Consider the following 24956-nt stretch of genomic DNA (forward strand, 5'->3'; position numbering starts at 1 on the left):
CTCCTCTTTCTCCTCTCCCTCAGAACCAAATTGCTTAATAGCGCCGAGAATGTAAGAGTACCAATATGATGAACCGGTTTTCGAAACGTTTCATCTATTTCCCAGTCATCATATCGGTTTTGACATTAATGGGCTCAAGATTTGTAACAAGCCCCTTTATTAAATATCCGATATATACTGTAGCGATAGCTTCCATTATGTTTTCTATTTTCTACACTTTTCGTTCAGGGACGAATATAACATCAAGGAAGAGACTTAGCAAATTCGTTGATGTGTTGGCATTTTTATCAATATCTCTAACAGTATTTGTGGGTCACGCTAAACCCACTGGAATATACGACATCTACTATCCAATCGCTGTTTGTACTGCAATTCTATTGGCGTATCGGCTAACATCATTTTCTGTTAATACACCCATCGCTCTTTCCCAAATAATTCTATTGGCGATCACTCTCCGTTCAACTATTTGGTTTGCTTATCCCTATTTTGGGGCAGATAAGTTTCATATTGCCGCAGTTGGATGGATTGTTGCCAATGGCGAGATAGTTCCACCTTCTGTTACGTACTATCATAATTTTCCTCCTGCCCACGTACTTTCTGCCTCGTCAACATTAATCAGTAATCTCCCCTTATCAACTGGGTACTTTGTCCTCGGGGTATCACAGGCTATATCAATAATTGGGGTATTCATATTCTGTAGGAGTATACTTAATTCTAACCGTGGGGCCCTTCTAGGAAGCCTCTATACCGCAGTAGCAGGGTTCCATTTAAAATCTGGAGGTGAGCCCTTTGCACAGGCGCTCTTGATCGCACTTATTCCCATTATATTCTATCTGGTTTTCGAAACTAGATCGGTGACCTCAAAAAGACGATCCGGGATCCTTCTTGGACTAACTCTAGTAGCAGTGGTAACACAAAATATCGCCCCACTTGTTCTGGTATCTGCTGGTTTTATAATTATTGGATCTACCATATTCGTACGAATAATCAGAATTAGATTTAGTCACGCTGTTAAATATAAAATAAAACCTACACTCTTATCATTCTTCATCATCTCTGGGATCTACTGGCATATTTTGGCCAACTATTTCCACTACGACGTTGGGAGGGTTTTGAACATCTTGCTCTTTACAGAAAGTGGGAGTAATACGCAGACTGACACTGCCTCTGGAGTCCCGACTGTTGAGTTATTTAATTTAGAATTGCCAAGTATCCTAATGTGGGGTGCGCCTATACTAGCTAACGCACTAATATTGATCATCTTTGGGTATGTAATTTTATCTGAATTGATTACTGATGATCAGGCGAAGCCTCCTCTACAGTATGCGTTCTTTGCTAGCTTTATGTTTGCAGGTTTAGCAGGCGTATTTGCAGCTGGTAGTGAAAATGCCGTAAGAGCTCTCCCCGCTATTGTAATCTTTCTATCGCCTGTTCTGGGATATGTTGGTATAAAGTCAAGATGGAAAGGAAAGTTTGGCCGTCCTATATTAGCAATTATTCTGATAGCTCTTGTTGTCACCTCTGGTGTCCTCACACCGCTTGTAGCCAAAGCAGAATGGTCTGACGATGATTTTCATAAGTATCTGAATGATGATCAAGTAGCTGCTGCCGATTTCGCTATATTATATACAAAATCTACCGCTTCAGGTCCCTATGTTGCTGATTATAACTACTACACAGATGCCATGTCTGGTAAGGATCCTGACCCCGTGATTCATCGAGGTTTTAACCAAAATTCGCAGAGTTCAATTAATGAATTTCAGGAAGGACTCGATTCTGGGAAAATGTCATTATATCTGGACTACTATTCTACAGCTTTTGGTTTAGACAGCCCAGAAAGCAGGCACCAGATATACTCCTCTGGGAACACTACTGTTTACACCTGATATTAACACTCTTTATTATCACATCTAACAATCAAGCCCGGTTATATATGTCTTCTAAATCTGACAGAACACTACTTGGCGAGTACTTTTGGACAACTCGATTATGTTGTTGTCTCCCAATTCTTTTTCTGTTTTCAATCGCGTAATCGATCGCATTAGCAATGTTTTTTGGCTCTCCTGGCTCAGCAAGTAATCTGCTATCCTCTATAACTTCAGAAGGACCGCCGATATTTGTTGAAACTACTGTTAGTCCATATTGCATAGCTTCTAAGATTGTCCGACCAAAAGGTTCTGGCCACTTGCCGGGGTGAACAAATATATCTGACTCCGAATAATATTGAGCAACTTGACTATATTCAACATGACCAACTATACGTGTATCAATATCATTCATGCTTGAAGCCTCTTTTCTGACTTCATTGAGTTTGTTTCCGCCACCTACAATGATCAGCTCGACTTCTCGGTCAACATATTCAACCGCATTCAAAAGAGATCCGACACCTTTATGATTATTTACCGAGCCTACATAGAGAATTTTAGGTGTCTCTGACATCTTGGTATCTATTTTATCAGGGGTGAAAGAAGGATCAACCATATTGCTGACTGTTGATATATTAGTTCCCACATGGGGAGAGTAGATCTGGTTTATAGTATCACTAATTGCAACCAGTTCATCAATATATGAGATAAATTTAAAGATAATTGGTGATGAAACCGGCCGAAGTATGTTATTATATGCTTTTTCTTTCCCATGAAGGTCCATCCCAATATCTCGTTTATCAATATATGTATATGAGTTTAAGTGGGCGACAGTTGGTTTCGATGTCATCTTAGATAGAAAACCAACCAGAGGATGTAATTCCATATTATACCCATGGAGGATGTCATGATCCTCTATATCTGATATTTTCATAACTGACAAGATAGACGCTAGTTCCGGGATCTGAGGAAGATTCCCGTGACGTATCACATTTACGCCATTCACTGTCTCCCTGCTATTCCCATCAAATGAGTGTACTGTAGTCGTATAATCTAATTCTTCTAATAACTGTTCAGCAAGAAGTTTAGCACTCACTTCTCCACCTCCTCTGGTATTAGGCGGATATCTTGGGGTTATGATACCTACATCCATAGTACATATGTAGTGCGGGGTGCTAATGAAAGATCCGTTGTAAAGAATTTAAGAATATCTTAGGGAACTACTTTGAAGTACTTAGTGGAAACGTGTGAATAAGGATACCTACTCTCTACGAAGCTATTGATTAGTCTCATGGATGGCACCAACTAGTCTATCAGCTACATGACCCCAAGTAAACTTATTCTTACACCTCTCTAATCCTGCTTTACCCATTGATATAGCTTTTCTTTTGTTGGATAATAGCTCAACTACATTCCCTGCCAACTCGTCTTCATCTTCTGGCTCGACTAAGAGACCTGATTCGCCATTTTGAATCGCGTCTGTGATACCACCATGTCTTCCTCCAATGACTGGCTTTTCTGCTGCATTTGCTTCTAAGAAGACGATTCCAAAGCCTTCGACACTGTCCCCATCGCGCCGAGCTGGCATCACAAAAACATCAGATGAGTTATATAATTTGGGGAGGTCTTCTTGAGGGACGTATCCTAAGAAGAAAATATGATCATATACACCGATCTCTTTTGCTAGTTCCCTTAGGCTCTCTTTTTCACTACCGGTTCCAGCGATTAAATATGTCGTGTCCGGTTGATCTTTTAATATATTTGGCAATGCCCTAATTACGGTGTCATGCCCTTTTCTCGATTCCAGTCGGGAGACTGTTAGCAAGATATTGTCTGAACTAAGACCTTCTCTCTCAATAACTGGGTGAATCTCATCCGTTTCGAAGTCAGATGGCTTGACTCCATTATAAATGATATGTATTTTCTCTGCTGGAACTCCAATTTCTACTAACTTGTTCTTCGTATACGAGCTCACCGTAACTACTATTGAGGCTGATCGAAGTATTAATGATTGAACTGAATTCAAACGCTGGATCAACTTTTTTCGAAGATTTTCATCTGAATAAACTACTTCTCGACCATGAACTGCAATTATACTTTCTGCCACAGTAATTTTGGATATCATAATTGAATATAATCCGGTAGGGAACCATGTTGGACAATATATGTAATCTATTTTTTGTTTTCGGGACAGCCAGAGAGGAAACAAGAGAAGCGATAAGTGAAGGATGAGTGGATAGTTGGGCATTCGGTATATCGTAAAAGGACGGTTGGTATCTATATCTTCATCCCCTACCATGCTTGGAGCAATCAGGGTTACTGTGTGCCCCTTGGCATACAGCTCTCTTGCTATTTGGTCAGTATGTTCTGATATTCCACCGGTGTTTGGTTTATAATCAGTTGAGTAAAATAGAAAGTTCACTGTAGTGTTGTATTACGGATGTTTTGATAAATCTTTCTCCATCTATCCAACTGACGTATCCAAGATTAACGAAGCCAAATCACTTGGTCATAATTTCATGTATATATCCCTTATAAATGAAAATAGGCGCCCCTCTCTGTCAAGGCCAATTATATTGATCGTGAACAAGGCCCAAGGGAGTGGGTGAATAGGATATCTAAGTATAGCACGTAATAAGTGATTTAATGACTTCGTCCGATTACCTTTTAAACCATAATCTCGCCCAATCACATAATGATGATGTGAAAGAATCCGATTACGGGTTAGAAAGCCCAGATTATTTGTCCGTTTCAAGACTTTCCTATATACACCCAAATCCCCTTTAATCCGACTTTCAAAGTTTTTAGATATGCTATCCTCTTGTTCTCTTTTTTCAACTAGAATTTCATCAACGTAGTCTACTTCAAATCTTTCTGTTATGCGGATCCAAAGGTCATAGTCCTGCCTACTCGGAAGGGACGAATCAAATCCACCAACCTGTTCTAAGCACTCCCGTTTCAGCATAACTGTTGAGGTAGGGTGGAGTTGATCCCGCTCTAATTGACTAATATAGATTTCACCAGAAGCTTCTGGAAGTACTCTCTTATTTGTTTCATCTATATTTTGTTGGACATAGCCCGTATAGACTAGTCCAAGTTTTTCACTCCCTCTCTGAAAAACCGAAAGTTGTTTTGCTAGCTTTGTTGGTCGCCATAGATCATCAGCATCTAGGAAAGCGAGGAAATCTGACTTTGCAGCGTCAATACCCGTATTTCGCGCTTCTGCTGCCCCCTTATTTTCATCATGTACAACCAGAGTTACCCGACTATCGTATGAGTCAATTATGGGTCCATAATCTACATCCGAATTATCATCAATAACAATGACTTCATAATTGTCTATTGTCTGTCTGTATATACTATCTAACGCGTCAGCGAGTAAGTCTGGCTGATTGTACACTGGAATAATAATACTCACCTGTATGTTTTCTTGATTTCTGCTCTGATTTTCTTTTTCCATATTTATGATATTAGTGGTGGATCCTCTTTCTGAAGTACTCTAACAGACCCGGAATGTTGCCTTACTGGTCATATCATCCGAAACGGTATTATTCTTACCCGTTAAGTCATGAGCAAATGCGCGTGGCCTTCGTGACCAACGTTGTGTACCCGTTTATTACCGGCGGTGCCGAAAAGCGCATCCACGAGATCGGCACCCGCCTCGCCGAGCGCGGCCACGAGGTCACCGTGTACGGCCGGCATTTCTGGGACGGTCCTGAAGAGATCACCCACGAGGGAATCACCCTCCGCGCGGTCGCGCCCGAGGCGGACCTGTACGCAGACGACCGCCGCTCGATCACGGAGGCGCTCGACTTCGCGGCGCGCGCGCTGCCGCCCCTCCGTCGCCGCCTCAGCAACGACGAACACGACGTGGTCGTCGCGAGCGTCTTTCCCTATTTCCCTGTCCTCAGCACCAAACTCGCAAGCCTCGGCACGGACACGCCGCTCGTCACGACTTGGCACGAGGTGTGGGGCGACTACTGGGAGGAGTATCTCGGGCGGCTCGCCCCGTTCGGGAAAGTCACCGAACACGTCACCGCCCGGACGCCCCAGCATCCCACCGCGATCTCCGGGGTCACCGCGGACCGCCTCGCCGCCATCGGCCCCGATCGCGGTCGAATCGAGATCGTCCCGAACGGGATCGATGTCAAGCAGATCCATAACGCCCCACTCCCCGAACAGGGCTACGACGTACTCTTCGCCGGCCGACTGATCGAACACAAGAACGTCGACCTCCTCTTAGAAGCATTTGACCGAGTGGCCGTCGACACCGACGCCACCCTCGGGATCGTCGGCGACGGGCCGGAACGCGACGCACTGGAAGCGCAAGCAAACGAGCTGATCCACGCCGACCGCGTCGAGTTCCTCGGCTTCCTCGACGACTACGAAGACGTCCTCGGCCACATGCGCGCCGCCGACATGTTCTGCTCGCCGAGCACCCGCGAGGGGTTCGGCCTCACCTTCGCGGAGGCGATGGCCGCCGACTGTACGGTGATCGCCGCCGACCACCCGGATTCGGCCGCAGACGAAGTCATCGGCGACGCGGGCTTTCTCGTCGACCCGACTGTCGACGCCGTGACGGACACACTCCACGGCACACTCCGTGGCGACCGACCCGCCACGAATCCTGTCGAACGCGCCCAGCGATACGATTGGGACGCCGTCGCCGACCAAGCCGAACGGGCGTACCGGCGCGCCGTCAACGGCGAGTGGTGAACGGGAGCTGTTCGCCGACCTTCACTGGAAGCCACACACGCCCCGTCCGCAGCCCGAGACCCCACCATGTCCGGATAATTCGCTACGCAGTACTGCGGTCCCTCACAGCACTCAGCCGCTCGTTCTCCCGAAGACGTCGATGGTCGTCCCGAGATCCGGGGTTCAAACAGGGAGTGCTGTCCGCCCTGATGCCCGTGTTGCGTTCCATCGCGTTCACGACACCTGCTGAGGACTCTCCCCACCTATCGTGTTCTCCAGCAAAGCGAGTTGTATACGTCGCCACGTACCCACCACCATGACCACCGGCGATCCCCGGGAGAACCTCTGGGGGGGCGACGTGAGAACGGTGCTGGCGGTCGTTCGTCAGGTGAGAGACGCTCTGGTAGTTTTCGGAGTAGACGAACAGCTCGAAGTAATGAGTGCCTACCCGCGTAATTCGGACGGTTACAATGAAGATAGAGATAGTCGGCTCTCGCATGGCGATCCCCTCAGTGTGTCCCGAGTGCGAGAACCCGGTCGATGTCGTTTCGATCCCACCGAACAAAAACGACTCTCAGGGATGGCAGACGGCGATCGAGTGCGACACGTGCGACGACCGCATGTTCGTCCGGGAACTCGATGAGTAGACGCCGAGTCTGTGGGCAAGCGATCTTCCATTGTTACTGACAACAGCTATTTGTCCGGACCTGACACGGACTCCGCTATCGTGCCGAACGGCTGATAAAGCGACAGAGATGGCTGATCTCAGCTCTGCGGATCCGCGATGAACTCGGACGGTTCTCTCTCGTTCAGTCGGTCGATCCGGCCGGCGACCGGAGGTGGAGACAGCGAGTCATCGATATCCGAATGGCGTGAACCGAGGACGGCTCTCGAAAAACGCCGTGTTCAAGATCCTCCTTGAGGACCGACCAGCAACGATCCCGTCGAACGCGCCCAGCGATACGACTGGGGCGCTTCGCCGTACAGAGCCGACGGAACGTCAACGAGACGGGGGGTGAAAGACAAGCGCATCAACCATCATCAAGAGACACACAACCGATGCGATCCCGATTGCCAGCAGCTGCGTATTAAGCACGACAACACCAACGCCGTACGTGGTGGCAAACGCCAGTGGAAGCCCACCTAAGACGAGATCGGCACGGGTGACGGTGTCGCCAGGTGGAAACTGGACTCTATCGCTCATTGCTGGGTCCCCGTCGAGTCGAGTGCGGTGAGTTGGAGACCGCTCTGATGCGCCCAGCCCCCAGACGCGTGTCGACCACACCCGGTGTGTTTACCTTCATATGCTCGGGTGGGTCTGTGAGTGCGGGACGCAGATCGATTGTGGAGATCACCCCGGTCCCCCCAGCAAACGTGGACTGGAGAATGTACACAGCGGTATCGATCATTGGGATGACACGATGTCGCCAGCCAAATAAAGCTAATTACATGTAATTATGATACTATCCCGCACGGCTCCGGTCTCCAGTGACCACTCGCCAACTGACGTGTGAGATGCGTATGTGCGACTAGCTCGTCGTCGTCGAGGGCTCTGCTGAGTCGGTGCCGTCGGACGCGTCGATGAGGCGACGAATCACGTCCTGTTCGTCGGGTGCGGTGCTCCCCCCGGTGATACGTCCCGTGACGAGGTCGATCAGCCCACAGCGTTTCAGCAGCGTCCGCGTCTCCCGGTCGTCGAGCCCGAGGTGTTTCCGCACTTCGTACACCGTTCGCGAGCCGGCGACGGCAGCGACGAGCTGGTCGGGTTCGACGTCGGCCGGAAGGTTGAGCGGCCCTGTCCGGTCGCGAACGGCCGCGACCGTGAGCGGCTCGGCCGACTCGTTGCCGACCGATGCGGCAGGCTCCGCGCGGCTGTGATCCGGTGACGCGTCAGCCGCCGAGCTGTTGGCAGCTGTCGCCTCGGTGGCCGTCCCTTCCTGCTCGTCGGGAGACGCGTCCTCTGTGGCGGTGGCTGCCGACGCCGCCCCGGCCGGCGTGTCGGCGCTGTCGGCCGTCGAAGCGCCCGCCGCCTCGGATTCCGGATCGGACTCGGTGTCGGCATCCCTCGCGCGGGCCGCAGTAGCGATGCCGCTCGCTGCTGTGTCGTCGCCGTCATCGTGCGTGGAGTCGGCGATCCCGCGTGGTGACGGTTCGTGGAGCCCGTACTCGATCATGTAGTTCCGGACCGTCTGCGGGGTCACGTCAGCGCCGAGCGCCTCGGTCATCTCCGTGAACGTCGCGTCCGGGTCGTACACCGCTGCGAGCTGATCGGGGTCACGATGGACGGGACCGTCGGCCGTGACCTCGGCGTCACCACCGTCACTCACAGCGGTCGCGTCTGTCCCGGTCGCCTCGCCGACGGAATCGGCTGTCTCGCCCGGTGTCGGCTCGTTCGGTGCTCCCGACGCAGTCTCGGTCCCGCGCTCGGCCTCGCCGCTGGCCGGCGGGGCGGTATCAGGCCCCGATCCGGATGGTGACGGGGCGTCCTCGGCGGTGGCTCGATCGCTGGCCTGGGCTCCGGCACCGTCCGTCTCCGTCGCTGGCGTGTCGACGGCGGCCGCGTGATCGGGCGATGGTGCGTCAGTGCTGTCGCGTGACGGAGCGGGGTCGTCGCTGGCGTCTGCGTTGTCGTCGGTGGGCCGGCCGGCCGTAACACTCTCCGTGGGTTCGGTCTCCGCGTCGCGATCGGTCTCGGACGCGTCCGTGGTAGCATCCCCAACCGCAGCGGTGAGCTCTAAGGTGTCTCCGACGAGCCGTGCGTCGTCGATGCGGAGTGCCGTCTCATCGAGTGCTGCCGTGCCACCGAGCGCAATCTCGACGGTGACTGTGCTCTCGGTCGCCGGTGCCACCGACACGTCAAGATCTGTAACAGCGTGGCCAGCAGCCTCGAGGCCACTGACGAGCGTGGTCACCCGCTCAAGTTCACCGCGAGCACTTTCGGTCATATGATGGCTTGTCAACAACTCCCATGATATAACTCTGTCTCACACGATTGTTCATGGATATAGGATCCGCGAGCGGTCTCCCTCGCTGTCGAGAGGTACGTTCCTACTCTCCTACAACCGCCGCTCTACCTCCTCCACTCCTCGAGATATTCCACGTCGAACCGCCAGCACTCTACCCCTATCGCGTCGATCGTTGCCCACTGTACTTGGACCAGTTCACTAGCAGAGTTTTGCTATTGTTTCCTAATCGGAAAGTGTCGGTCTCGATAGAGTTGTGGGACCCGTTTCCGGAGGAGCGGGTATTCCGATACCAAGCGATACAGGACGTTCTTGCTGTTCTCATCGACCGGCCGTATGCGAAATATACGATGAGGGAACTCGTAAGCCTCACCGGGGCGAATAAGGGAACGATCTCAAAGGCGGTCAAACTGCTTTCCGAGCTTGATCTCGTAGAGACCGCACCGGACGGGCGGACCCAGCAGATCCAGATCAACCGTCAGTGACCTACGACTGAAGTCGTGGGCTTCCGGGCTTGTACCGCTGTGAATTAACCACCAGCACCACGCTATTGGTCCGACATGTTAGTACTTACTGCCACTGAATTCGGTGACGACGCGTGCCTGCGTCCCGGGTCCAACGACCGGACCGGCGACACACATAGTATCAAACTGAAACCACTTGGATTCCTAATACGGACCATTAATATGTGATGACGTGACAGGGCGGCGTATGCCCCTCCCCGCCGAGTGCCCCGAGTGTGGCGACACGGACATCGATGTCGTCAGCGTGCCGCCAAGCGACCACGCCTACGAGGGGTGGCAGACCGCGCTTGAATGCGACACGTGCGACGAGCGCGTGTTCGCCCGCGAGCTCGACGGGTAGTTTCGACCTGTCGCTCGCAGTCTCGGCGAGTCGTCTGGGCTGTTCGCTCTTCGTCGATTTCTCTCGCGCTCGTCAACTACTACGTTCCATCGGCTCACGGTTCGCGTCTCGGCCACTGGCCGCGTCGAGCCGCCCACAGCCGCAGCCCGACGAACGTGACGAGCGCGGCCGCGACGATCTCGATCTGGACCGCCGCGGCCGGGTCGCGGTAGATCTCGAGGACGCGAACCCACGGGGCGATGTCGTCGCTCGGGCTTCGGGGGACGCTGACCAACGGGTACGCGAGGAACCGCATCGACGCGAGGTCGCCGGCGAGCAGTCCACCCCAGGCGTCGCCGAGCAGGTGCGCGACGTACCCGACCGCGAACGCGGCCGGCGCGACTTCACGCAGCCGGTCGGGAATCCGATCGCCGACCGGGGTCGACTCGGACCGCATGACCCACCAGAGACCGCCGCACACGCCGAACAGCACGAACACCGAATGCGCGAGCGAGCGACCGTAGACTAACACGCCCCAGTAGGCGAGCGGTTTGTCGATCAGGTCCGGGAACTGGCTGCCGACCGCCAGCGGCACGAGCGCCCAGCGGACCGGCAGCCGGCGGGTGGTTGCCGCCGCGTACGCGACGTACAGCAGATACGCGACCGCGCCGTGTGTCACCGGATCCATATCGTCTCCGTCGCTCGGACGCGGCTAACCGTTGACGATCGCAAGCGGGCGGATCACCGGCTGCCGCGTACTCACCCGGCGACCACCGCTTATCTGTAACATTTATATTGTCTGGTTGATGTGTTGGTGACGAATGGCGGCGTCTGCGATCACGCGTTCGGAGACGATTCACGTGCTCTACGTGGACGACGACCCGGAGCTCGTCGAGACGGCGGCGGCCCTGCTCGAAGCCGAGAGCGGACGCCTGACGGTCGAGACGGCGACGGATGCGGACACGGGGCTCGATCGTCTCGCTGCCACCGCTATCGACTGTGTGGTCTCCGACTACGAGCTGCCGGGCCGAGACGGGGTCGCGTTCCTCGAAGCCATCCGCGACGAGTATCCCGACCTCCCCGTGATCCTGTTCACGGGAAGCGGGTCCGAGGCCGTCGCCAGCGACGCGATCGCGGCCGGCGTCACGGACTATCTCCAGAAGGGAGGCGATTCGAGCCAGTACGCCGTGCTCGCGAACCGGATCCACAACGCCGTCGACAGCGTCGTCGCTCAGCGCGAACGACGACGCCACATCGACGCGATCCAAACCGCACAGGAGGGGATCGCCATCTTGGACGACGAGCGATTCGCCTTCGTGAACGAGGCGTACGCCGCGCTGTACGGCTACGACGCCGAGGACCTGATCGGCGACCACTGGGAGCGTGTCTTTCCCGACGAGGTGAGCCCCGACCTCCGCACCGAGATCCGATCGACCGTACGGGAAGCCGGGAGCTGGCACGGTCAGACGGTCGGTCGCCGGGCGGACGGCAGCACGTTCACCGCGGATCGGGCCGTCTCGCTGACCGACGGCGGCGAACTCGTCTGTACCGTTCGGGACGTCACCGACCGCGAGGATCAGGCGTCGCGGCTCGAACGCACGACGACTCGCCTCGAACTCGCCATCGAGGGAGCCAACCTCGGCGTCTGGGACTGGGACATGCGGACCGACGCCGTGCGGTTCAACGACAAGTGGGCCGAGATGCTCGGCTACTCGCTGTCAGCGCTTGAGCCGCGGCTCGAAACGTGGGAGAATCGCGTCCACCCGGACGACCTCGCCGCCGTCGAGGCGGCGTTGGCGGAGCACGTCGACGGCGAGACCGAGTACTACGACACGGAACACCGGATGCGCACCGCGGACGGCGACTGGAAGTGGATCCGCGATATCGGAACGATCGTCGAGCGCGACGACGGCGAGCCGGTCCGGGCGGTGGGGATCCACCTCGATGTCGACGACCAGAAGCGACGCGAGCGGGAGCTCGAACGGGAGAAACGCCGGCTTGAGGAGTTCACCAGTATCGTCTCACACGACCTCCGGAACCCGCTTCAGGTCGCGGCGGGGAACGTGGAGCTGGCGTCCGACGAGCGTGACAGCGCGTACCTCGACGACACGATGAACGCGCTCGACCGGATGGAGGAACTGATCGACGACCTCCTGCGGCTCGCGCGGCTCGGCGACCAGGTCACCGAGACGGAGGTGCTCGACCTCGCGCCGCTCGTCGACGACTGTTGGGGGACCGTCGAGACCGCCGATGCCGCGCTCGTGAACGAGACCGACCTGACGCTCCGCGCTGACCCGAGTCGACTCCGGCAGCTGTTCGAGAACTGCTTCCGGAACAGCGTTGAACACGCCGGAACGGGCGTCACCGTCACCGTCGGGGACCTGCCCGACGGCTTCTACGTCGCGGACGACGGACCGGGGATCCCCGCGGACGACCGGGGCGACGTGTTCACGGCCGGATACTCGACCGCCGCGGCGGGAACCGGCTTCGGACTGTCGATCGTGAACCGAGTCGTCCAGGCGCACGGCTGGACGATCCGCGTGACCGACGGGACCGCGGGCGGCGCACGGTTCGAACTCACCAACGTCGATTCCGATCCGTCGGCCGACTGATCGTCACGGAGACGGACTCTTCCGTCTTCGGAGCCCGCTCCGAGCGGGCTGCCCTAGTTCACGGCGCTGAAGAAGAACGACGAGAACACGAGCTGGACGCCGACCACGATCGCGGTGAACGCCACGAGCCCGCTCGTCGTGAACGGGACGGCGGCGAAGCCGTTCAGCGCCCAGTCGACGATCAGCCAGGTCGCGTAGCTGCCCCCGGCGGCGAACACGATCAGGCCGGCCGTCGCGCCGCGTTCGAGCGTTCCGTACGTCGACACCCACGAGGTCACCGCGTCGCCGGGTTTCTGGATCGGGTCGCTGGCGACGGTCGCGAACACGCCGAGGGTCCCGACCTGAATCCCGAGGATCGTGAAGAGACTCCCGGCGATCATCGAGTTCACGCCGAGCGTCACCTCGCCGAGCGCGACGCCCGTGTGCGCGACCGCCATCACGGCCGCGCCGAACAGCGCCAGCAACACCCCGGGCACGGAGAACAGGTAGCCGGGCGCGTTCACGAGCATGAACCGGACGTGTCGCCAGCCGTCACGGAAGCTGTCGAGCGTCTCCTCGCCCTCCCGCTCGTGATACACGATCGGTACCTCGGCGATCCGGAGGTCCTTCGCGCCGGCGTCCATGATCATCTCCGAGGCGAACTCCATGCCGTCGGTCTCTAACTCCATCCGCTCGTACGCCTCGCGGGTGAAGATCCGGAAGCCGCTGTGGGCGTCGCTCACGCCGGCCTCGTAGAACGCGTTCAGGAACTGGGTCAGGAGTGGGTTTCCGACGTACTGGTGGAGCGTAGGCATCGACCCGTCTTTGATCTCTCCGTCGAGACGGCTCCCCATCACCATGTCAGCGCCCGTCTTCTCGAGATGGTCGAGCAGCCGCGGGATCTGCGTGAAGTCGTACGTGGTGTCGGCGTCGCCCATGACGATGTACTGGCCACGCGTCCGCTCGAAGGCGTACCGATAGGCGTAGCCGTACCCTTTCCCGTCGGGTTCGACGACGATCGCGCCCATCTCTCGGGCGATCTCCGGCGTGCGGTCCGTCGAGCTGTCACTGATGATGATCTCCGTCGGGAGCTGGAGCTCCTCGACGGCACTCTTGATCCAGTTGAGACACGTCTCGATTCCTTCTTCCTCGTTCAGCGTCGGCATGACGACCGACAGCTCCGGTGTCGTCGCCGACTCTCGGTCGACGAGGAGTTCGTCGGCGCTAAGCGGGTCGTCACGGGCAAGTTCTGACTCCGACTCCGATGGAGCGGTAGTAGTGGACGCCATGAGCTACAAAGATCGTATACGTGTCGTACATCAGTACAACTATATGAAATTTTCTTTCTGAGTGAATAATCTTACAGACATCCACTCGCTGTCGTGAGACCTTCGACGCGTTCGATCGCTACGCGTCTAGATACGGCTCACACACCCGTGCGACGCCGTCCTCGAAGTCGATCTCCGGTTCCCACCCGGTGGCCTCGCGGATCCTCGAGATGTCCGCGCACGTGTCGTGGACGTAGTTCTCCAAGGGAATCGGCTCGTACTCGGGTTCGACGTCCGTCCCCAGCGCGTCGTTGATCAGGTCGATCATCTCGTTGAACGAGTACGGATCGCCGGTGCCGAGGTTGTACACGCCGGTCAGTCCGTGGTCGGCCGTCGCGATCAGCCCGCGGACGATGTCGTCGACGTGCGTGAAATCGCGCGTCTGGCTCCCGTCGCCCCAGAGGACGGGCGACTCGCCGTTCGCGATCTTGTCGGCGAACTGCGAGACGGTGTTGGCGTACTCGCCTTTGTGCGCCTCGTTGCCGGCGTAGCCCTGATACACCGAGAAGAAGCGCATCCCCGCACACGTCAGGTCGTCGTAGAAGTTGTTGTAGTACTCGGCGTAGCGCTCCCGCCCGAGCATCGACGCGTCGTATCCCGTCGCGGCCTCCAAGTCCATGTCCTCGGGGCTCGGCTCGGTTCGACTGCCGTACGCCGACGAGGTCGAGGCGTACACGACCGTGTCACAGCCGTCCGCGTACGCCTGCTCGACGACGTTCACGAACCCTTCGATGTTCACGCGCGCGCCCTCTCGCGGGTTCTCTTCGAGCATCTGCCGGCTCGACAGCGCGGCGAGGTGGAACACGACGTCGACGTCCGTCGGGAGATCCTCGTCGAGGACGTCCGCGTCGACGTACTCGACCGCCTCGTCGAGGTTCCCCTCGGTGCCGAGGTAGCCGTTGTCCAGCGCCAACACGTCGTTGCCGGCGTCGGCGAGGTGGTTCGCGAGGTTCGACCCGATGAAGCCCGCGCCGCCGGTCACCAGAATTCGAGCGTCCTGCATGTCTACTCCCCGTACTGTCATCAATATAACCGTACTGGAATCGCTGTCGGTCTGGTCCGGGTGAGGTACCCGATCGATCACCGGAACTCCAGTGAAGTGGGAACGATCCACAATCTCGACCGCTCTTTGATCCACGACCGTCCGGATGGCACTGGGCTTCTGCGCGCGGCCGACGACCACGGCGCGGCCCGACGACCACGGACCCGCCCCCGGCATGAACCCGTTCGCCGGACAATGGTTTAGGAATTAATATGTTTCACCAGACGATGTTTATATACGCGCGGTAGCGACGGTGACGCATGGGTGGATCGTCATCTCGACCGCGGTGTGACTGCGGCCGACCGATCGTGCGCGGGCTCTCCGCGGCCGCGCGCTGTGCGAAGTGTCGCCGCCGCCGGGAGCGGTCGTCTCGGTCGGGCTCTCCGTAGAACCGAAAGAGCGCGGAGGCTGCCCGCGAGACGGCCTCGTTCAGTCGTCGCTTCGGCTCACTGACGACCGAGTATCGGCGACGTCGTCGCTCGCGTCGACGGCGCTGTCGGCCGTCTCCGAAGGAACGCTGTGCGGGGCGAACGCCGCCTGCTCGTACGCCTCCGTGACCGCCTTGAGCCCGTCCGAATCCACTCCGTCGTCGTCGCGCCGCCGCCGGTAGAACTCCCAGTGGGTCGCCGCGGTGTCGTCCGTCGACCGACTGAGTCGAGCCCGGACCGCCGCGTAGGCGATCCGGGCGGCCTCGTCCGGCCGGCCGGCGGCCAGTTCGGCTCGTGCGCGCTCGACCAGCGATGTGACGGGGTCAGTCGCGGCGGTCTGCGTTTTCGTCTCGTCGCCTGCGGTCGCCGTGCCGGCTCTCGTCGCGTCCGTGCCCGGTCTCGCGCCTTCGAGCGCATCTCCCGTCCGTCGCCGGAGAAGAACGACGGCCCCCAGCGCGACGAGTGCTGCTCCGAATCCGGCGACGACGAGGGGGTCGATCTCCGGCCAATCCGTCTCGCTGCCGGTCGCCGGCACGGTGACTTGGCCCTCCGCGACGCTCTCGGCGAGGTTCGTTCCGGTCCCGTCGAAGCTCGCGGTGAGCGACACCTGATCGCCGCCGGTGACCGTCTCCGGCACCGCGACCGTGGTCCGGTACGTCCCGTCCGTGTCCGTCTCGACGGAACCGATGTCGGTCCCGTCGACCGCGAGCGCGACGCTCCGGCCCGCGAGTCCGCGCCCGGGGTCGTCCCCGCCGTCGGTGGTCAGACGCCCGGACACGGTCAGGGTGTCCGCCTCTCCGTCGTCGGGGCCGTCACTTCCTTCCTCACTCCCACCGTCAGCCGCGTCGATCGACGCGTCGACCGAGAGCGCCGTCGCCGTCTCTCGGACAGAAAGCGTTGTCACGGCCGTGGATCGAGCGATCGCCGCGTTTCGCCGGTCGATCGCCACCCGGAACTCGTTTTCCCCCGTCGGGATGGTTGCCGAAACCGTCCCCTGGAGGTCGACGCGTCCGTTCGGACCGGTCTCACCGGTCGCAAGTCGCCGCCCGTCGAGACTGAGCGTCACCGGGATCCCGCCGGTTGCGCCCGGATCGACGCCGGCGACATCGACGGCCCCGGTCGCGCGAACGGTGTCGTCGAACCCGGCCGTCGCGCTCGCGTTCTCCAGTTCGATCGACGTTTCCGCCTGTTCGGTGATCGAGACGGCGACCGTGTCGGTCGCAGGCAGGTACGGGTCGCTCGGCTCGGGAGCGTACCCAACGGTGACCGCCGACGCGTTCAACGGTGCCAAGATCGGTCGGTACGTCGCGGTGTACGTCCCGTTTGGTCCGGTCTCGGTCGTCACGGTGTCATTGCCGAGTCGCACGCGCACGGTGCCGTTTTCGATGGGCGTTCCGTTCGCCGTCGTCAGTCGGCCCGAGATCCTCGCCGGTTCGTCGGCCGCGATCCGGGTCCGGTTCGTCTCGGCGACGAGGCGCGTCTCGGTGAACTCTCGGGCTTGGATCGCCGCCACCGCCTCGCCGGTCATTTGACGAACCTCCTCGATCGCGGTCTGTGCTCCGTCGAGTTCGACGCCGGTCCCGTTTTCGAGGACGCCGTATCGGTCTTCGAGTCCGGCTGTCGTCTGATTGATCTCCTCGGCTTGCGCTACCAGCTCCCGCGCCAGTTCCCGAGCGCGCTCGTCGTCGTTCCCGGCCGCGCGCTGGTACTCCGTGGCGAGCTCCTCCGACTCCCGGAGCGATTCCGCCAGCGACGCCTGCTCCTCGCGGGTCAGGTTGAACTGCGTCGCGAGCTCTTCCTCGTCGATGTCGCTGGCGACGGTCGCGTACTTCGCGAGGTCCTCGTCGTACCCCTCGTCGAGGAGCGCTTGCGCCTGCTCGAACTCCCTGTCGCTGATCGCGACCGCACTCTCGTTCAACCGCGCGCCGAGCCGCGCCGAGAGGTAGTCCGCGACGCGTCCCGGATCGCCGTCTTCCCGGACCTCATCGGGGTCCTGGTGCGGGGCGAGCGTCCCGTTGTCGGCCGTCTCGTTGCCGGAGTCCGCCCCCGGACCGGGCGTGGGAGCGGCACCGACTCCCCCGACGACGGCGACGACGATGACGATCGCCGCGGCGAACACTGCGAGCCCCTGATAGCGTGCCGACACATTCGCATTCCGACCCCGACCGATATAAAGCGTACGAGACCCCGGATCGGACGACTCGCCGGCACGTCGAACCCGACGCGGCGATCGGCGGCGTCTCGTCGCCGTCCGGAAGCCAACTTTCAAGAGATCACGCCCTGAGTCACAGCCAATGGAGGTCACGAGCCGCTGGTGGGCGTCCGTCGGGGCCGGACTCGTGCTCGCCGCGCTCGGCGTCGTCGCCGAGCGGCCGATCTTTCTGGTCGCGGCGGCGGGGGTCGGCGCGTGGCTCGTCGGCGTCGCCGCCGCGTCGAGCCGCGCCTTTGCCCGCCTCGGCGACCGAATCACGGTCGAGTACACCATCTCCGCCGCGGACGCGTTCGTCGACGCCCCCGTGTCCGTCGCCCTCGCGGCTCGTCGCCCGCCCGAAACGGCGACGGTTCCGCTGTCGGTTCGCGCCGACGCTCCGGTGGGAGTCGAACGCAGCGCCGGGGAGCAAACGGTCGCACTCGATCCGGATGAGGTGGCGGGCGAGGCCGCGTTCGACGTGTCGTTTCCCGTCGCCGGTCGGTTCGCGTTTCCCGTGCCGAGGATACACATGCGCGATCCGACGGGGCTGTATCGCACGACGGTCGATCGCGGGCCGACGCCGACCGTAACGGTGCGACCGCAGCCGCTCGATGTCCACGTCGGCCAAGGCGGGGAAGCAATCCGCAACGCGTACGGGGAACACCAGTCCGAACGGCCCGGCCCGGGGGTGACGACACAGGAGATCAGACAGTACGTCCCCGGCGACAGCGTTCGGCGGATCGACTGGAAGGCGACCGCCCGGCTGGCCGACGTCTACGTCCGTGAGACGCAGGGAGAGACGGACCGTCGCACCGCGCTCGTCGTGGACCACCGCGGCCGGATGGCGGTCGGACCGCCCGGCGAGACGATGCTGGACTACGCTCGCGAGGTCGCGGTCGGCATCGTCCGAACCGCTGCGGACCGGAACGATCCGATCGACTTCGACGCGGTCGGCCGCGAGGGGGTCACCGAGTCCGTTCGCTCGAACACGACCACGGAGCCGCACGCGCAGACAGAGGCGGCGCTGTACGACCTCGTTCCGACGGCCGACGAGGCGGCGTACGGCGCGCAATCTGCGTCCCGTGTCCGAGCGATCGCCGACCGGATCGAGGGTGACGACAGCGCCTTCGCCCGCGTGCTCGGCGCGTACGTCGGCGATCCGACCCGGTACGTCAGGCGCGCCCGCGCTGACCCGCTCGTCGGGAGCGTCCGGCGGATCCGCAACCGGATCGAGACGGGCGGACTGGTCGTGATCGCCACGAGCGACGACGAGCCCGCCGCGCTCCGAGAGGCGGTCAAGACGGCGATCGCCGGCGGCGGGCGGGCGATGGTCTTTTTGACGCCGCGCTGTCTGTTCGAGTCGACCGACGTGACCGACCTCGACGGCGCGTACGACCGGTACCTCGCGTTCGAACAACTGCGTCGCGACCTGGACGCACACCCCCGCGTCACCGCGCTCGAAGTCGCTCCCGAAACGCGCGTCGACGCGGTCCTCGCACACCGTCGGGAACGACCGGCGGCGGTCCGCTGATGGCGTCCTCGCCGAGCGACGCGCCGGGAGATCTGACGGGATCGGTCGGATCTCGCGTCGCCCGCGATCCGCTCGGCGTCGCCGGACTCCTCGTCGTTTTCGGCGCGGTGCTGGCGACCGGGACGGTCCGCGACGCCGTCCTCGCCGGCGTCCTGCTCTGTGTGGCGCTCCTGCTCCCGGCTTCGCTCGCATTCGTCGTCGGCCAGCTCGCGCTGTCGGTGGCGGTGACGGTCGAGGACCGGATCGCCGTCGGCGTTGCGCAGCTCGCGCTCCTCGTCGTCCTCACCCAGCCCGCGCGAGACCGATCGCTTCCGAACGCGGTCGTCGGGACGCTCGCCGCGTACGCCGTTCTGCTGGGCGTCGTCGCGGTCGGTCTGCGAGAGAGTCACTTCGCGGCGGCCGGGCTCCTCTGTCTGGCGGTCGCGCTCGGGACCTACCTCGCCCGCCGGCTGACGCTGGTCAGGCTCGGACTGGTCGGTGCGGAGCCAAAAGAGTAAACCCGCGACCCCCGAAATCCAGAGCAGACAGTATGGACGTTCCTGGAGGCGCGGCGACGGCAGAAGAATCCGACTCCGGGGAGTCGGACGCGCCGGACCCGAGAGAGTTCCCCGACCGACAGGTCCGCCTCGCCGCGCTCGAAGCGGAGAACCGGCAGCTCCGCGAGGAGTACGCCCGAGCGCGACAGGCGGCCTACCGCCGGACCGCCCTCGGGCTGTTCGCCGTCGGACTCGTCGGCCTCGTCGGCGGGCTCGCGTTACCCGACGCCCGGACGGTGCTGTTCGCGCTCGGCGGGACCGGCGTCTTCGCCGGCGTGCTCACGTACGTCCTCACCCCCGAGCGGTTCGTCTCGGCCCGGGTCGGCGCTCGCGTGGTTCAGGCGCTGCGCGCCGACCGAGACGCCGCGATCGACGAGCTCGGACTCCGCGGGGACCCGGCCTACGTGCCTACCGACGGGTCCGACCGATCGGACGGCGTCCGGCTGTTCGTCCCGCGACGCGCGGACGAGCCTCTTCCCGATCCGACCGACCTGACGGACCTGTTCGTCGTTCCGGAGGCGGACGAGCGGGGCGGCGTGGCGTTTCACCCCACCGGGGAACCGCTGTTCGAGGATCTGGACGCGGCTCACGACCGGTCGGTCGACGCGACGCCCGAGACGACCGCCGCGGTGGCGGCCGACGCGCTCGTCGAGCTCTTCGAACTCGCCGACAGCGTCGCTCACGACGTCGACCTTGAGACGAACCGCGTCACGTTCGAGATCGAGGGGGCCGGCCTCGGCGACCCCACCGGTTTCGATCACCCGATCCCGTCCGTACTCGCCGTGGCGCTGGTCCGCACCGTCGATGCGCCCGTCCGGGTCGACGTGACCGACGACGACCCGTTGACGGTCACCTGTCGGTACGAGCCACACGCGGACGCGGCGGACGAGCGTTCGACGGCGACGGCGGAGCAGGAAGAAACGCAGCGGCGGACGGAGTCGACGGCGTCGTAGTTCAGGTTCGCACCCGGATCCGACTCGGCGTGATCGGTGGGGAAACCGAATCGCGTTGCTCCTCGATCATGTCATTTGCGGAGACATCCCCGACGCTTCGCCCGGATGTCTGGTGTCTGTTCAGTCCGTCTCGGATTCCGCTTCGTCCGTTTCCACTTCCGCACCGTCGGTCAACGGCTTCGGGTCCTGTTTCCCCTCGTCGCTCTCCTTGATCGGTTCCGTTCCGTCGTTCGCTGTCTCCGTCTCGGCGAACGACGCGTCAGCGCCCGGCGGCGCGACGCTTTCGACGACCTCCTCGACGATCGCGGCCACCGAGCGCTCGGCCAGTTCCGCGTCGGTCGTCCGGATCACGCGGTGGACGAGCACCGGCGGCGCGAGCGCCTTGACGTCGTCGGGGATGACGTACGACCGGCCGCGGATCGCCGCCCGCGCCTTCGCGCCGGCGAGGAACGCGAGCGTCGCGCGCGGCGAGCCGCCGTACCGCAGCGCGGGCGACTCGCGGGTCGCGGCGACGATGTCGAGGATGTACTCCTTGACGGGATCCGCGACGAACACGTCGGTGACGGCCTCGCTTGCGGTCCGCACGTCCTCCGGCTCGATCACCTGCGGGACCGCGTCGGCGTCGAGGCCCGGCGCGTCGTCGAACCGATCCAGCACCTCCCGCTCGTCGGCGCGACCGGGCACCTCGACGGTGTACTTGAGCTGGAAGCGGTCCCGCTGGGCCTCGGGTAGCTCGAAGACCCCCTCCATCTCGATCGGGTTCTGCGTGGCGACGACCATGAACGGCTGCGGCAGCCGGAGCGTCTCCCCCTCGATGGTGACCGTCGACTCCTCCATCGCCTCCAAGAGCGCGCTCTGGGTCTTCGGCGTGGCGCGGTTGATCTCGTCGGCGACCACCACGTTCGAGAACACCGGCCCCTTGCGGAGCTGGAACTCCCCCGTCGCCTGCTGGTAGACGTTTGTCCCCGAGACGTCGGCGGGGACCATGTCCGGGGTCATCTGGATCCGACCGTACGAGAGGCCGAGCGCCCGGGCGAACGCGTTCGCGATCGTCGTCTTCGCGACGCCGGGGACCCCTTCCAAGAGCACGTGGCCGTCCGTGAGCAGCGCGATCGTGAGTCCCTCGAGTACGTCGTCGTTGCCGACGACGACGTCGCTCGTCGCCTCCCGGATCGCGTCGTACACCGCCTCGGGGCTACTCATCTTCTCTCCCTGCGTCCCGCTCGGACAAAACGTCTGTCATCGCGTTGCGAAGTCGCGTCTCGTCCCACTCTGGGTAGCGATTCCGGAGCGCGTCGAGGACGGCCGCCTCGTCGACCGCGGGCCCTCCCCGCTCTCCCGAGCCGAGGAGCCACGGCGGAAGCCGTGCCTGAAAGCGTCGCGACAGCAGGGCGTCGAGCCGCTGGCCGACCGCGCGGCCGAGGCCGCCGCCACGGTGTCCGTATCCCCACACGACGCCGACGCCGAGCAGACCGACCAGCACCTGGAGGAGCGACGACGACCGGAACGCCAAGAGGGCGACGGCCACCGGCGGCTGGTCGCCCGCGTGCGAGTAGTCGAGCAGGACGCGGTCGCCGGCGGTCACGAGCCCGCTCGCGAACGCCTCGTTGTCCGGCTGGTCGAGCATGGCGTTGATGAAGAGGCTCGGGTCGCCGGCGGCGATCACCCGCCCGTCGCCGACCGACTCGACGGTGACGACCGGGTACGCCCCCAGTTCGTCGTCGGCCGACAGGTTCCCGGTCGCGTTGCGGTCGAGGTAGCCGAACGGCGACGTGGTGACGATCGCTGTCGCGTTCGCGGGTCCGGTCGCGTTTCCGGTTCTCGTCGCGTTCGCGGGTCCGGTCGCGTTCCTCGTCGTTCCGTTCGCGGGCCCGGTCCCGTTTCCGGTCGTCGCGGTCCCGATCGCCACCGCGGTCGCCCCGTTTAGCGTCAACTGGTCGACGCCCGCGGTGTACCGCGTCTCGGTGACGTTCGTCGCGATCGGCAGCGACGGCGCTCGGTAGTAGCTGCGCTCGTCGCGCAGCTGCGCCCCGTCGAACCGCGCGGTCGCGCCGACGTCGCCGAGGAGCCGGTTGCCGTGCGGGCCGACGTCGTCCGCGACGACCAGCGTGCCGCCGGCCGCGACGAACTCGCGGACGCGCCGCGAGTCGTTTTCGCCGTACTCCCTCGCGGGTGCGAGCGCGACCGCGACGGTTCCGTTCGGGTCGGCCGTCTCGTACGCACCCGTCCCGAGCGCGACACGGCTCTCTGACTCCTGATCGGCGAGTTCGCGGAAGTCGCTCGTCCCGTCCCACTCGACGTTGTACGCGCCGAAGGCGGCCGTGGTCGTGCTCGCGGCGACGACCAGCGCGACGGCGAGGACGAGCGCCAGCGCGTACAGGACCAGCCGCGGGATCGGTGGTGTGTCCATCTACACGAGCCCCTCCGGGAGAATCTCGAGGATCCGGCGCACGACGATGTAGCCGAACCCGGCGAGCCCGACCGCGATCACCGGGAGCAGCCGACGCCGCCAGCGCGGCGTCACGTTGAACGGCGCAGTCAGCTCGACGACGACGAGCAGGCCGATGAGCGACACCACGAAGAACAGCTCCAGCGACAGCGATCCCAGCGCGGCCAGCAGGAGGATCGCCGCGAGCATCCAGGCGACGACCCCGTACACGAACCGCTGCCGCCTCCCGAGTGCCATTGTGTCCCGACTTCGCGCGAGAAGATATCAATCCTGTGGTACGATACCCCGTTTCCTCCCGGCGGTGACCGGACTCGATCGCCGCGGTGACCGAGTCGCTTTTGTCCGCCGTGTCGTTTGCGTGATGTATGGTCGACCGACGCGACGCGTGGCTGCTGCTCCCCGGGCCGGTCCGCCGGCTCCCGGCCGACCTCGCCGCGACGGTCGTGTTCACGCTGGCAACGCTCGCGACGGTGTTCGTCCCCGTCGTCAACGAGACCCCGCTCCGCGCGGCCTTCGGGCTCGCGTTCGTGTTGTTCCTCCCCGGCTACGCCTTCATCGCCGCGCTCTTCCCCGAGGCCGGGACGGGGGCGTCCGACGGGGAGTCGTCGACTTCCGAGAACGCGTTGGACGCGGAGGCGTCGACCGCGGACGCGTCTGACGCGGCGGGATCGACCGTGGAGGCCGGTGACGAGCCCAGTCCCGTACCCGGCACCGCGGCGGCCGAACGCGCGTCGGAGGCCGACTCGACGAGTGCGACGGCCGGCCTCAGGTCGTCCGACCGGTCGGGGATCGACGGGATCGAACGCGTTGCGCTGTCGTTCGGGCTCTCAATCGCGGTCGTCCCGCTGATCGGGCTCGTGTTGAACTTCACCCCGTGGGGAATTCGGCTCGTTCCCGTCGCGACCGCGGTCGCCGGCTTCACGCTCGGCTGCGTCGCCGTCGCCGCGCGGCGTCGGTGGGACCTCCCCGAGGCCGAGCGGTTCGCGGTCCCGTACCGCGAGTGGCTCGCCGCCGGCCGGCGGGAGCTGTTCGAGCCCGACGACCGGACGGACGCGGCGCTCAACGCCCTCCTCGCCGTCTCCGTGCTCCTCGCGGTCGGTAGCGTCGGCTACGCGGTCGCGGTCCCGCCGCAGGGCGAGCAGTTTACGGAGTTTTATCTCCTCACCGAGAACTCGGACGGCGAGCTCGTCGCAGACGGCTATCCGGAGACGATGGAGCGGGGGGAGGCCGCCGAACTGACCGTCGGCATCGGGAACAACGAGTACGAGGCAACGAGCTACACCGTCGTCGTCCAGCTTCAGGACGCCGAGACGGCGAACAACTCGACGACGGTGCTCGACCGGACCGAACTCGACCGGTTCTCGGCGACCGTCGCGCACAACGAGACCCACCACGAGCGGCACGCGCTCCGCCCGACGCGGACCGGCGAGGACCTCCGCGTCCAGTACCTCCTCTATCGGGGGGAGCCACCGGCCGAGCCGACCGGCGACAACGCGTACCGCGAGCTTCACCTCTGGGTCGACGTCGAGTGAGTCCGTTGC

General features: G+C 61.6%; 21 protein-coding genes. 10 read left to right on the forward strand and 11 right to left on the reverse strand.

Features of this window, described 5'->3' with window-relative positions; genetic code table 11:
- Nucleotides 1-65: 65 nt before the first annotated feature.
- The gene (locus QOL69_RS11745; protein ID WP_283403312.1) at nucleotides 66-1886 is read left to right on the forward strand and encodes a hypothetical protein; all 1821 of its coding nucleotides are present in this window, start codon (nucleotides 66-68) and stop codon (nucleotides 1884-1886) included.
- Between the two features lie 31 nt (nucleotides 1887-1917).
- Here QOL69_RS11745 and QOL69_RS11750 read toward each other — a convergent pair whose 3' ends face one another.
- From QOL69_RS11750 to QOL69_RS11760, 3 genes are all read right to left on the reverse strand, one after another.
- On the reverse strand, nucleotides 1918-3018 hold the full coding sequence (locus QOL69_RS11750) for a glycosyltransferase family 4 protein (protein WP_283403313.1): 1101 nt from the start codon (nucleotides 3016-3018) through the stop codon (nucleotides 1918-1920).
- 123 nt (nucleotides 3019-3141) lie between these two features.
- Nucleotides 3142-4287: a glycosyltransferase family 4 protein gene (locus QOL69_RS11755; protein ID WP_283403314.1), complete on the reverse strand. Its 1146-nt coding sequence runs from the start codon at nucleotides 4285-4287 to the stop codon at nucleotides 3142-3144.
- Nucleotides 4288-4374: 87 nt separating this feature from the next.
- Nucleotides 4375-5325: a glycosyltransferase family 2 protein gene (locus QOL69_RS11760; protein ID WP_283403315.1), complete on the reverse strand. Its 951-nt coding sequence runs from the start codon at nucleotides 5323-5325 to the stop codon at nucleotides 4375-4377.
- Nucleotides 5326-5441: 116 nt separating this feature from the next.
- Here QOL69_RS11760 and QOL69_RS11765 point away from each other — a divergent pair, with 116 nt between their 5' ends.
- Both QOL69_RS11765 and QOL69_RS11770 read left to right on the forward strand, forming a co-directional pair.
- Nucleotides 5442-6581: a glycosyltransferase family 4 protein gene (locus tag QOL69_RS11765; RefSeq protein WP_283403316.1), complete on the forward strand. Its 1140-nt coding sequence runs from the start codon at nucleotides 5442-5444 to the stop codon at nucleotides 6579-6581.
- 449 nt (nucleotides 6582-7030) lie between these two features.
- On the forward strand, nucleotides 7031-7207 hold the full coding sequence (locus tag QOL69_RS11770; RefSeq protein WP_283403317.1) for a hypothetical protein: 177 nt from the start codon (nucleotides 7031-7033) through the stop codon (nucleotides 7205-7207).
- 882 nt (nucleotides 7208-8089) lie between these two features.
- Here the strand turns inward: QOL69_RS11770 and QOL69_RS11775 are convergent.
- The gene (locus QOL69_RS11775; RefSeq protein ID WP_283403318.1) at nucleotides 8090-9505 is read right to left on the reverse strand and encodes a DUF8073 domain-containing protein; all 1416 of its coding nucleotides are present in this window, start codon (nucleotides 9503-9505) and stop codon (nucleotides 8090-8092) included.
- 206 nt (nucleotides 9506-9711) lie between these two features.
- Here QOL69_RS11775 and QOL69_RS11780 point away from each other — a divergent pair, with 206 nt between their 5' ends.
- Nucleotides 9712-10008: a MarR family transcriptional regulator gene (locus tag QOL69_RS11780; RefSeq protein ID WP_283403319.1), complete on the forward strand. Its 297-nt coding sequence runs from the start codon at nucleotides 9712-9714 to the stop codon at nucleotides 10006-10008.
- A 226-nt stretch (nucleotides 10009-10234) separates the two neighbouring features.
- Entirely contained in the window at nucleotides 10235-10387 is a 153-nt protein-coding gene (locus QOL69_RS11785; RefSeq protein ID WP_154018074.1) for a hypothetical protein, read from the forward strand.
- 94 nt (nucleotides 10388-10481) lie between these two features.
- Here the strand turns inward: QOL69_RS11785 and QOL69_RS11790 are convergent, their stop codons facing one another.
- Nucleotides 10482-11054 (reverse strand): metal-dependent hydrolase, encoded by a 573-nt coding sequence (locus QOL69_RS11790; protein WP_283403320.1) that lies wholly within the window; start codon nucleotides 11052-11054, stop codon nucleotides 10482-10484.
- A gap of 133 nt (nucleotides 11055-11187) precedes the next feature.
- Between QOL69_RS11790 and QOL69_RS11795 the strand changes: the two genes are divergently transcribed.
- Nucleotides 11188-12978, forward strand: a complete 1791-nt coding sequence (locus QOL69_RS11795; RefSeq protein WP_283403321.1) for a hybrid sensor histidine kinase/response regulator — start codon at nucleotides 11188-11190, stop codon at nucleotides 12976-12978.
- Nucleotides 12979-13031: 53 nt separating this feature from the next.
- Here the strand turns inward: QOL69_RS11795 and QOL69_RS11800 are convergent, their stop codons facing one another.
- The 3 genes from QOL69_RS11800 to QOL69_RS11810 form a co-directional block, all read right to left on the reverse strand.
- A complete protein-coding gene (locus QOL69_RS11800; protein WP_283404240.1) occupies nucleotides 13032-14123 on the reverse strand; it encodes a glycosyltransferase in 1092 nt (363 codons plus the stop codon).
- A gap of 241 nt (nucleotides 14124-14364) precedes the next feature.
- Nucleotides 14365-15288, reverse strand: a complete 924-nt coding sequence (locus QOL69_RS11805; RefSeq protein ID WP_048077047.1) for an NAD-dependent epimerase/dehydratase family protein — start codon at nucleotides 15286-15288, stop codon at nucleotides 14365-14367.
- A 468-nt stretch (nucleotides 15289-15756) separates the two neighbouring features.
- Nucleotides 15757-17901, reverse strand: a complete 2145-nt coding sequence (locus QOL69_RS11810; protein ID WP_283403322.1) for a peptidase associated/transthyretin-like domain-containing protein — start codon at nucleotides 17899-17901, stop codon at nucleotides 15757-15759.
- 148 nt (nucleotides 17902-18049) lie between these two features.
- Between QOL69_RS11810 and QOL69_RS11815 the strand changes: the two genes are divergently transcribed.
- From QOL69_RS11815 to QOL69_RS11825, 3 genes are read left to right on the forward strand one after another with little or no spacing between them, the layout of a single operon-like run.
- Nucleotides 18050-19477, forward strand: a complete 1428-nt coding sequence (locus QOL69_RS11815; protein WP_283403323.1) for a DUF58 domain-containing protein — start codon at nucleotides 18050-18052, stop codon at nucleotides 19475-19477.
- Nucleotides 19477-19974, forward strand: a complete 498-nt coding sequence (locus tag QOL69_RS11820) for a DUF8163 family membrane protein (protein WP_283403324.1) — start codon at nucleotides 19477-19479, stop codon at nucleotides 19972-19974. The genes QOL69_RS11815 and QOL69_RS11820 overlap by 1 nt, the downstream gene beginning before the upstream one ends.
- A gap of 32 nt (nucleotides 19975-20006) precedes the next feature.
- On the forward strand, nucleotides 20007-20966 hold the full coding sequence (locus QOL69_RS11825; protein WP_283403325.1) for a DUF7982 domain-containing protein: 960 nt from the start codon (nucleotides 20007-20009) through the stop codon (nucleotides 20964-20966).
- 120 nt (nucleotides 20967-21086) lie between these two features.
- Here QOL69_RS11825 and QOL69_RS11830 read toward each other — a convergent pair whose 3' ends face one another.
- The 3 genes from QOL69_RS11830 to QOL69_RS11840 are packed head-to-tail and all read right to left on the reverse strand — an operon-like array spanning nucleotide 21087 to nucleotide 23652.
- On the reverse strand, nucleotides 21087-22169 hold the full coding sequence (locus QOL69_RS11830) for an AAA family ATPase (RefSeq protein ID WP_283403326.1): 1083 nt from the start codon (nucleotides 22167-22169) through the stop codon (nucleotides 21087-21089).
- Nucleotides 22162-23376 (reverse strand): DUF4350 domain-containing protein, encoded by a 1215-nt coding sequence (locus QOL69_RS11835; RefSeq protein ID WP_283403327.1) that lies wholly within the window; start codon nucleotides 23374-23376, stop codon nucleotides 22162-22164. Before QOL69_RS11835 ends, QOL69_RS11830 begins: the two co-directional genes overlap by 8 nt.
- Nucleotides 23377-23652 (reverse strand): DUF8044 family membrane protein, encoded by a 276-nt coding sequence (locus QOL69_RS11840; RefSeq protein WP_283403328.1) that lies wholly within the window; start codon nucleotides 23650-23652, stop codon nucleotides 23377-23379.
- Between the two features lie 128 nt (nucleotides 23653-23780).
- Here QOL69_RS11840 and QOL69_RS11845 point away from each other — a divergent pair, with 128 nt between their 5' ends.
- Nucleotides 23781-24947 carry a DUF1616 domain-containing protein gene (locus tag QOL69_RS11845; RefSeq protein WP_283403329.1) on the forward strand — a complete coding sequence of 389 codons (1167 nt, stop codon included), beginning with the start codon at nucleotides 23781-23783 and terminating at the stop codon, nucleotides 24945-24947.
- The last annotated feature ends 9 nt before the right edge of the window (nucleotides 24948-24956 follow it).

Source organism: Halorubrum sp. DM2 (assembly GCF_901686465.1).
In the GTDB taxonomy this organism is placed as follows: Archaea; Halobacteriota; Halobacteria; order Halobacteriales; family Haloferacaceae; genus Halorubrum.

Coding starts and splice junctions, on each gene's coding strand:
- QOL69_RS11795 (WP_283403321.1), top strand. CDS start 11,188: ATGGCGGCGTCTGCGATCACGCGTTCGGAGACGATTCACGTGCTCTAC.
- QOL69_RS11820 (WP_283403324.1), top strand. CDS start 19,477: ATGGCGTCCTCGCCGAGCGACGCGCCGGGAGATCTGACGGGATCGGTC.
- QOL69_RS11775 (WP_283403318.1), bottom strand. CDS start 9,505: ATGACCGAAAGTGCTCGCGGTGAACTTGAGCGGGTGACCACGCTCGTC.
- QOL69_RS11815 (WP_283403323.1), top strand. CDS start 18,050: ATGGAGGTCACGAGCCGCTGGTGGGCGTCCGTCGGGGCCGGACTCGTG.
- QOL69_RS11785 (WP_154018074.1), top strand. CDS start 10,235: ATGCCCCTCCCCGCCGAGTGCCCCGAGTGTGGCGACACGGACATCGAT.
- QOL69_RS11845 (WP_283403329.1), top strand. CDS start 23,781: ATGGTCGACCGACGCGACGCGTGGCTGCTGCTCCCCGGGCCGGTCCGC.
- QOL69_RS11840 (WP_283403328.1), bottom strand. CDS start 23,652: ATGGCACTCGGGAGGCGGCAGCGGTTCGTGTACGGGGTCGTCGCCTGG.
- QOL69_RS11825 (WP_283403325.1), top strand. CDS start 20,007: ATGGACGTTCCTGGAGGCGCGGCGACGGCAGAAGAATCCGACTCCGGG.
- QOL69_RS11765 (WP_283403316.1), top strand. CDS start 5,442: ATGCGCGTGGCCTTCGTGACCAACGTTGTGTACCCGTTTATTACCGGC.
- QOL69_RS11830 (WP_283403326.1), bottom strand. CDS start 22,169: ATGAGTAGCCCCGAGGCGGTGTACGACGCGATCCGGGAGGCGACGAGC.
- QOL69_RS11745 (WP_283403312.1), top strand. CDS start 66: ATGATGAACCGGTTTTCGAAACGTTTCATCTATTTCCCAGTCATCATA.
- QOL69_RS11790 (WP_283403320.1), bottom strand. CDS start 11,054: ATGGATCCGGTGACACACGGCGCGGTCGCGTATCTGCTGTACGTCGCG.
- QOL69_RS11760 (WP_283403315.1), bottom strand. CDS start 5,325: ATGGAAAAAGAAAATCAGAGCAGAAATCAAGAAAACATACAGGTGAGT.
- QOL69_RS11805 (WP_048077047.1), bottom strand. CDS start 15,288: ATGCAGGACGCTCGAATTCTGGTGACCGGCGGCGCGGGCTTCATCGGG.
- QOL69_RS11800 (WP_283404240.1), bottom strand. CDS start 14,123: ATGCCGACGCTGAACGAGGAAGAAGGAATCGAGACGTGTCTCAACTGG.
- QOL69_RS11770 (WP_283403317.1), top strand. CDS start 7,031: ATGAAGATAGAGATAGTCGGCTCTCGCATGGCGATCCCCTCAGTGTGT.
- QOL69_RS11750 (WP_283403313.1), bottom strand. CDS start 3,018: ATGGATGTAGGTATCATAACCCCAAGATATCCGCCTAATACCAGAGGA.
- QOL69_RS11835 (WP_283403327.1), bottom strand. CDS start 23,376: ATGGACACACCACCGATCCCGCGGCTGGTCCTGTACGCGCTGGCGCTC.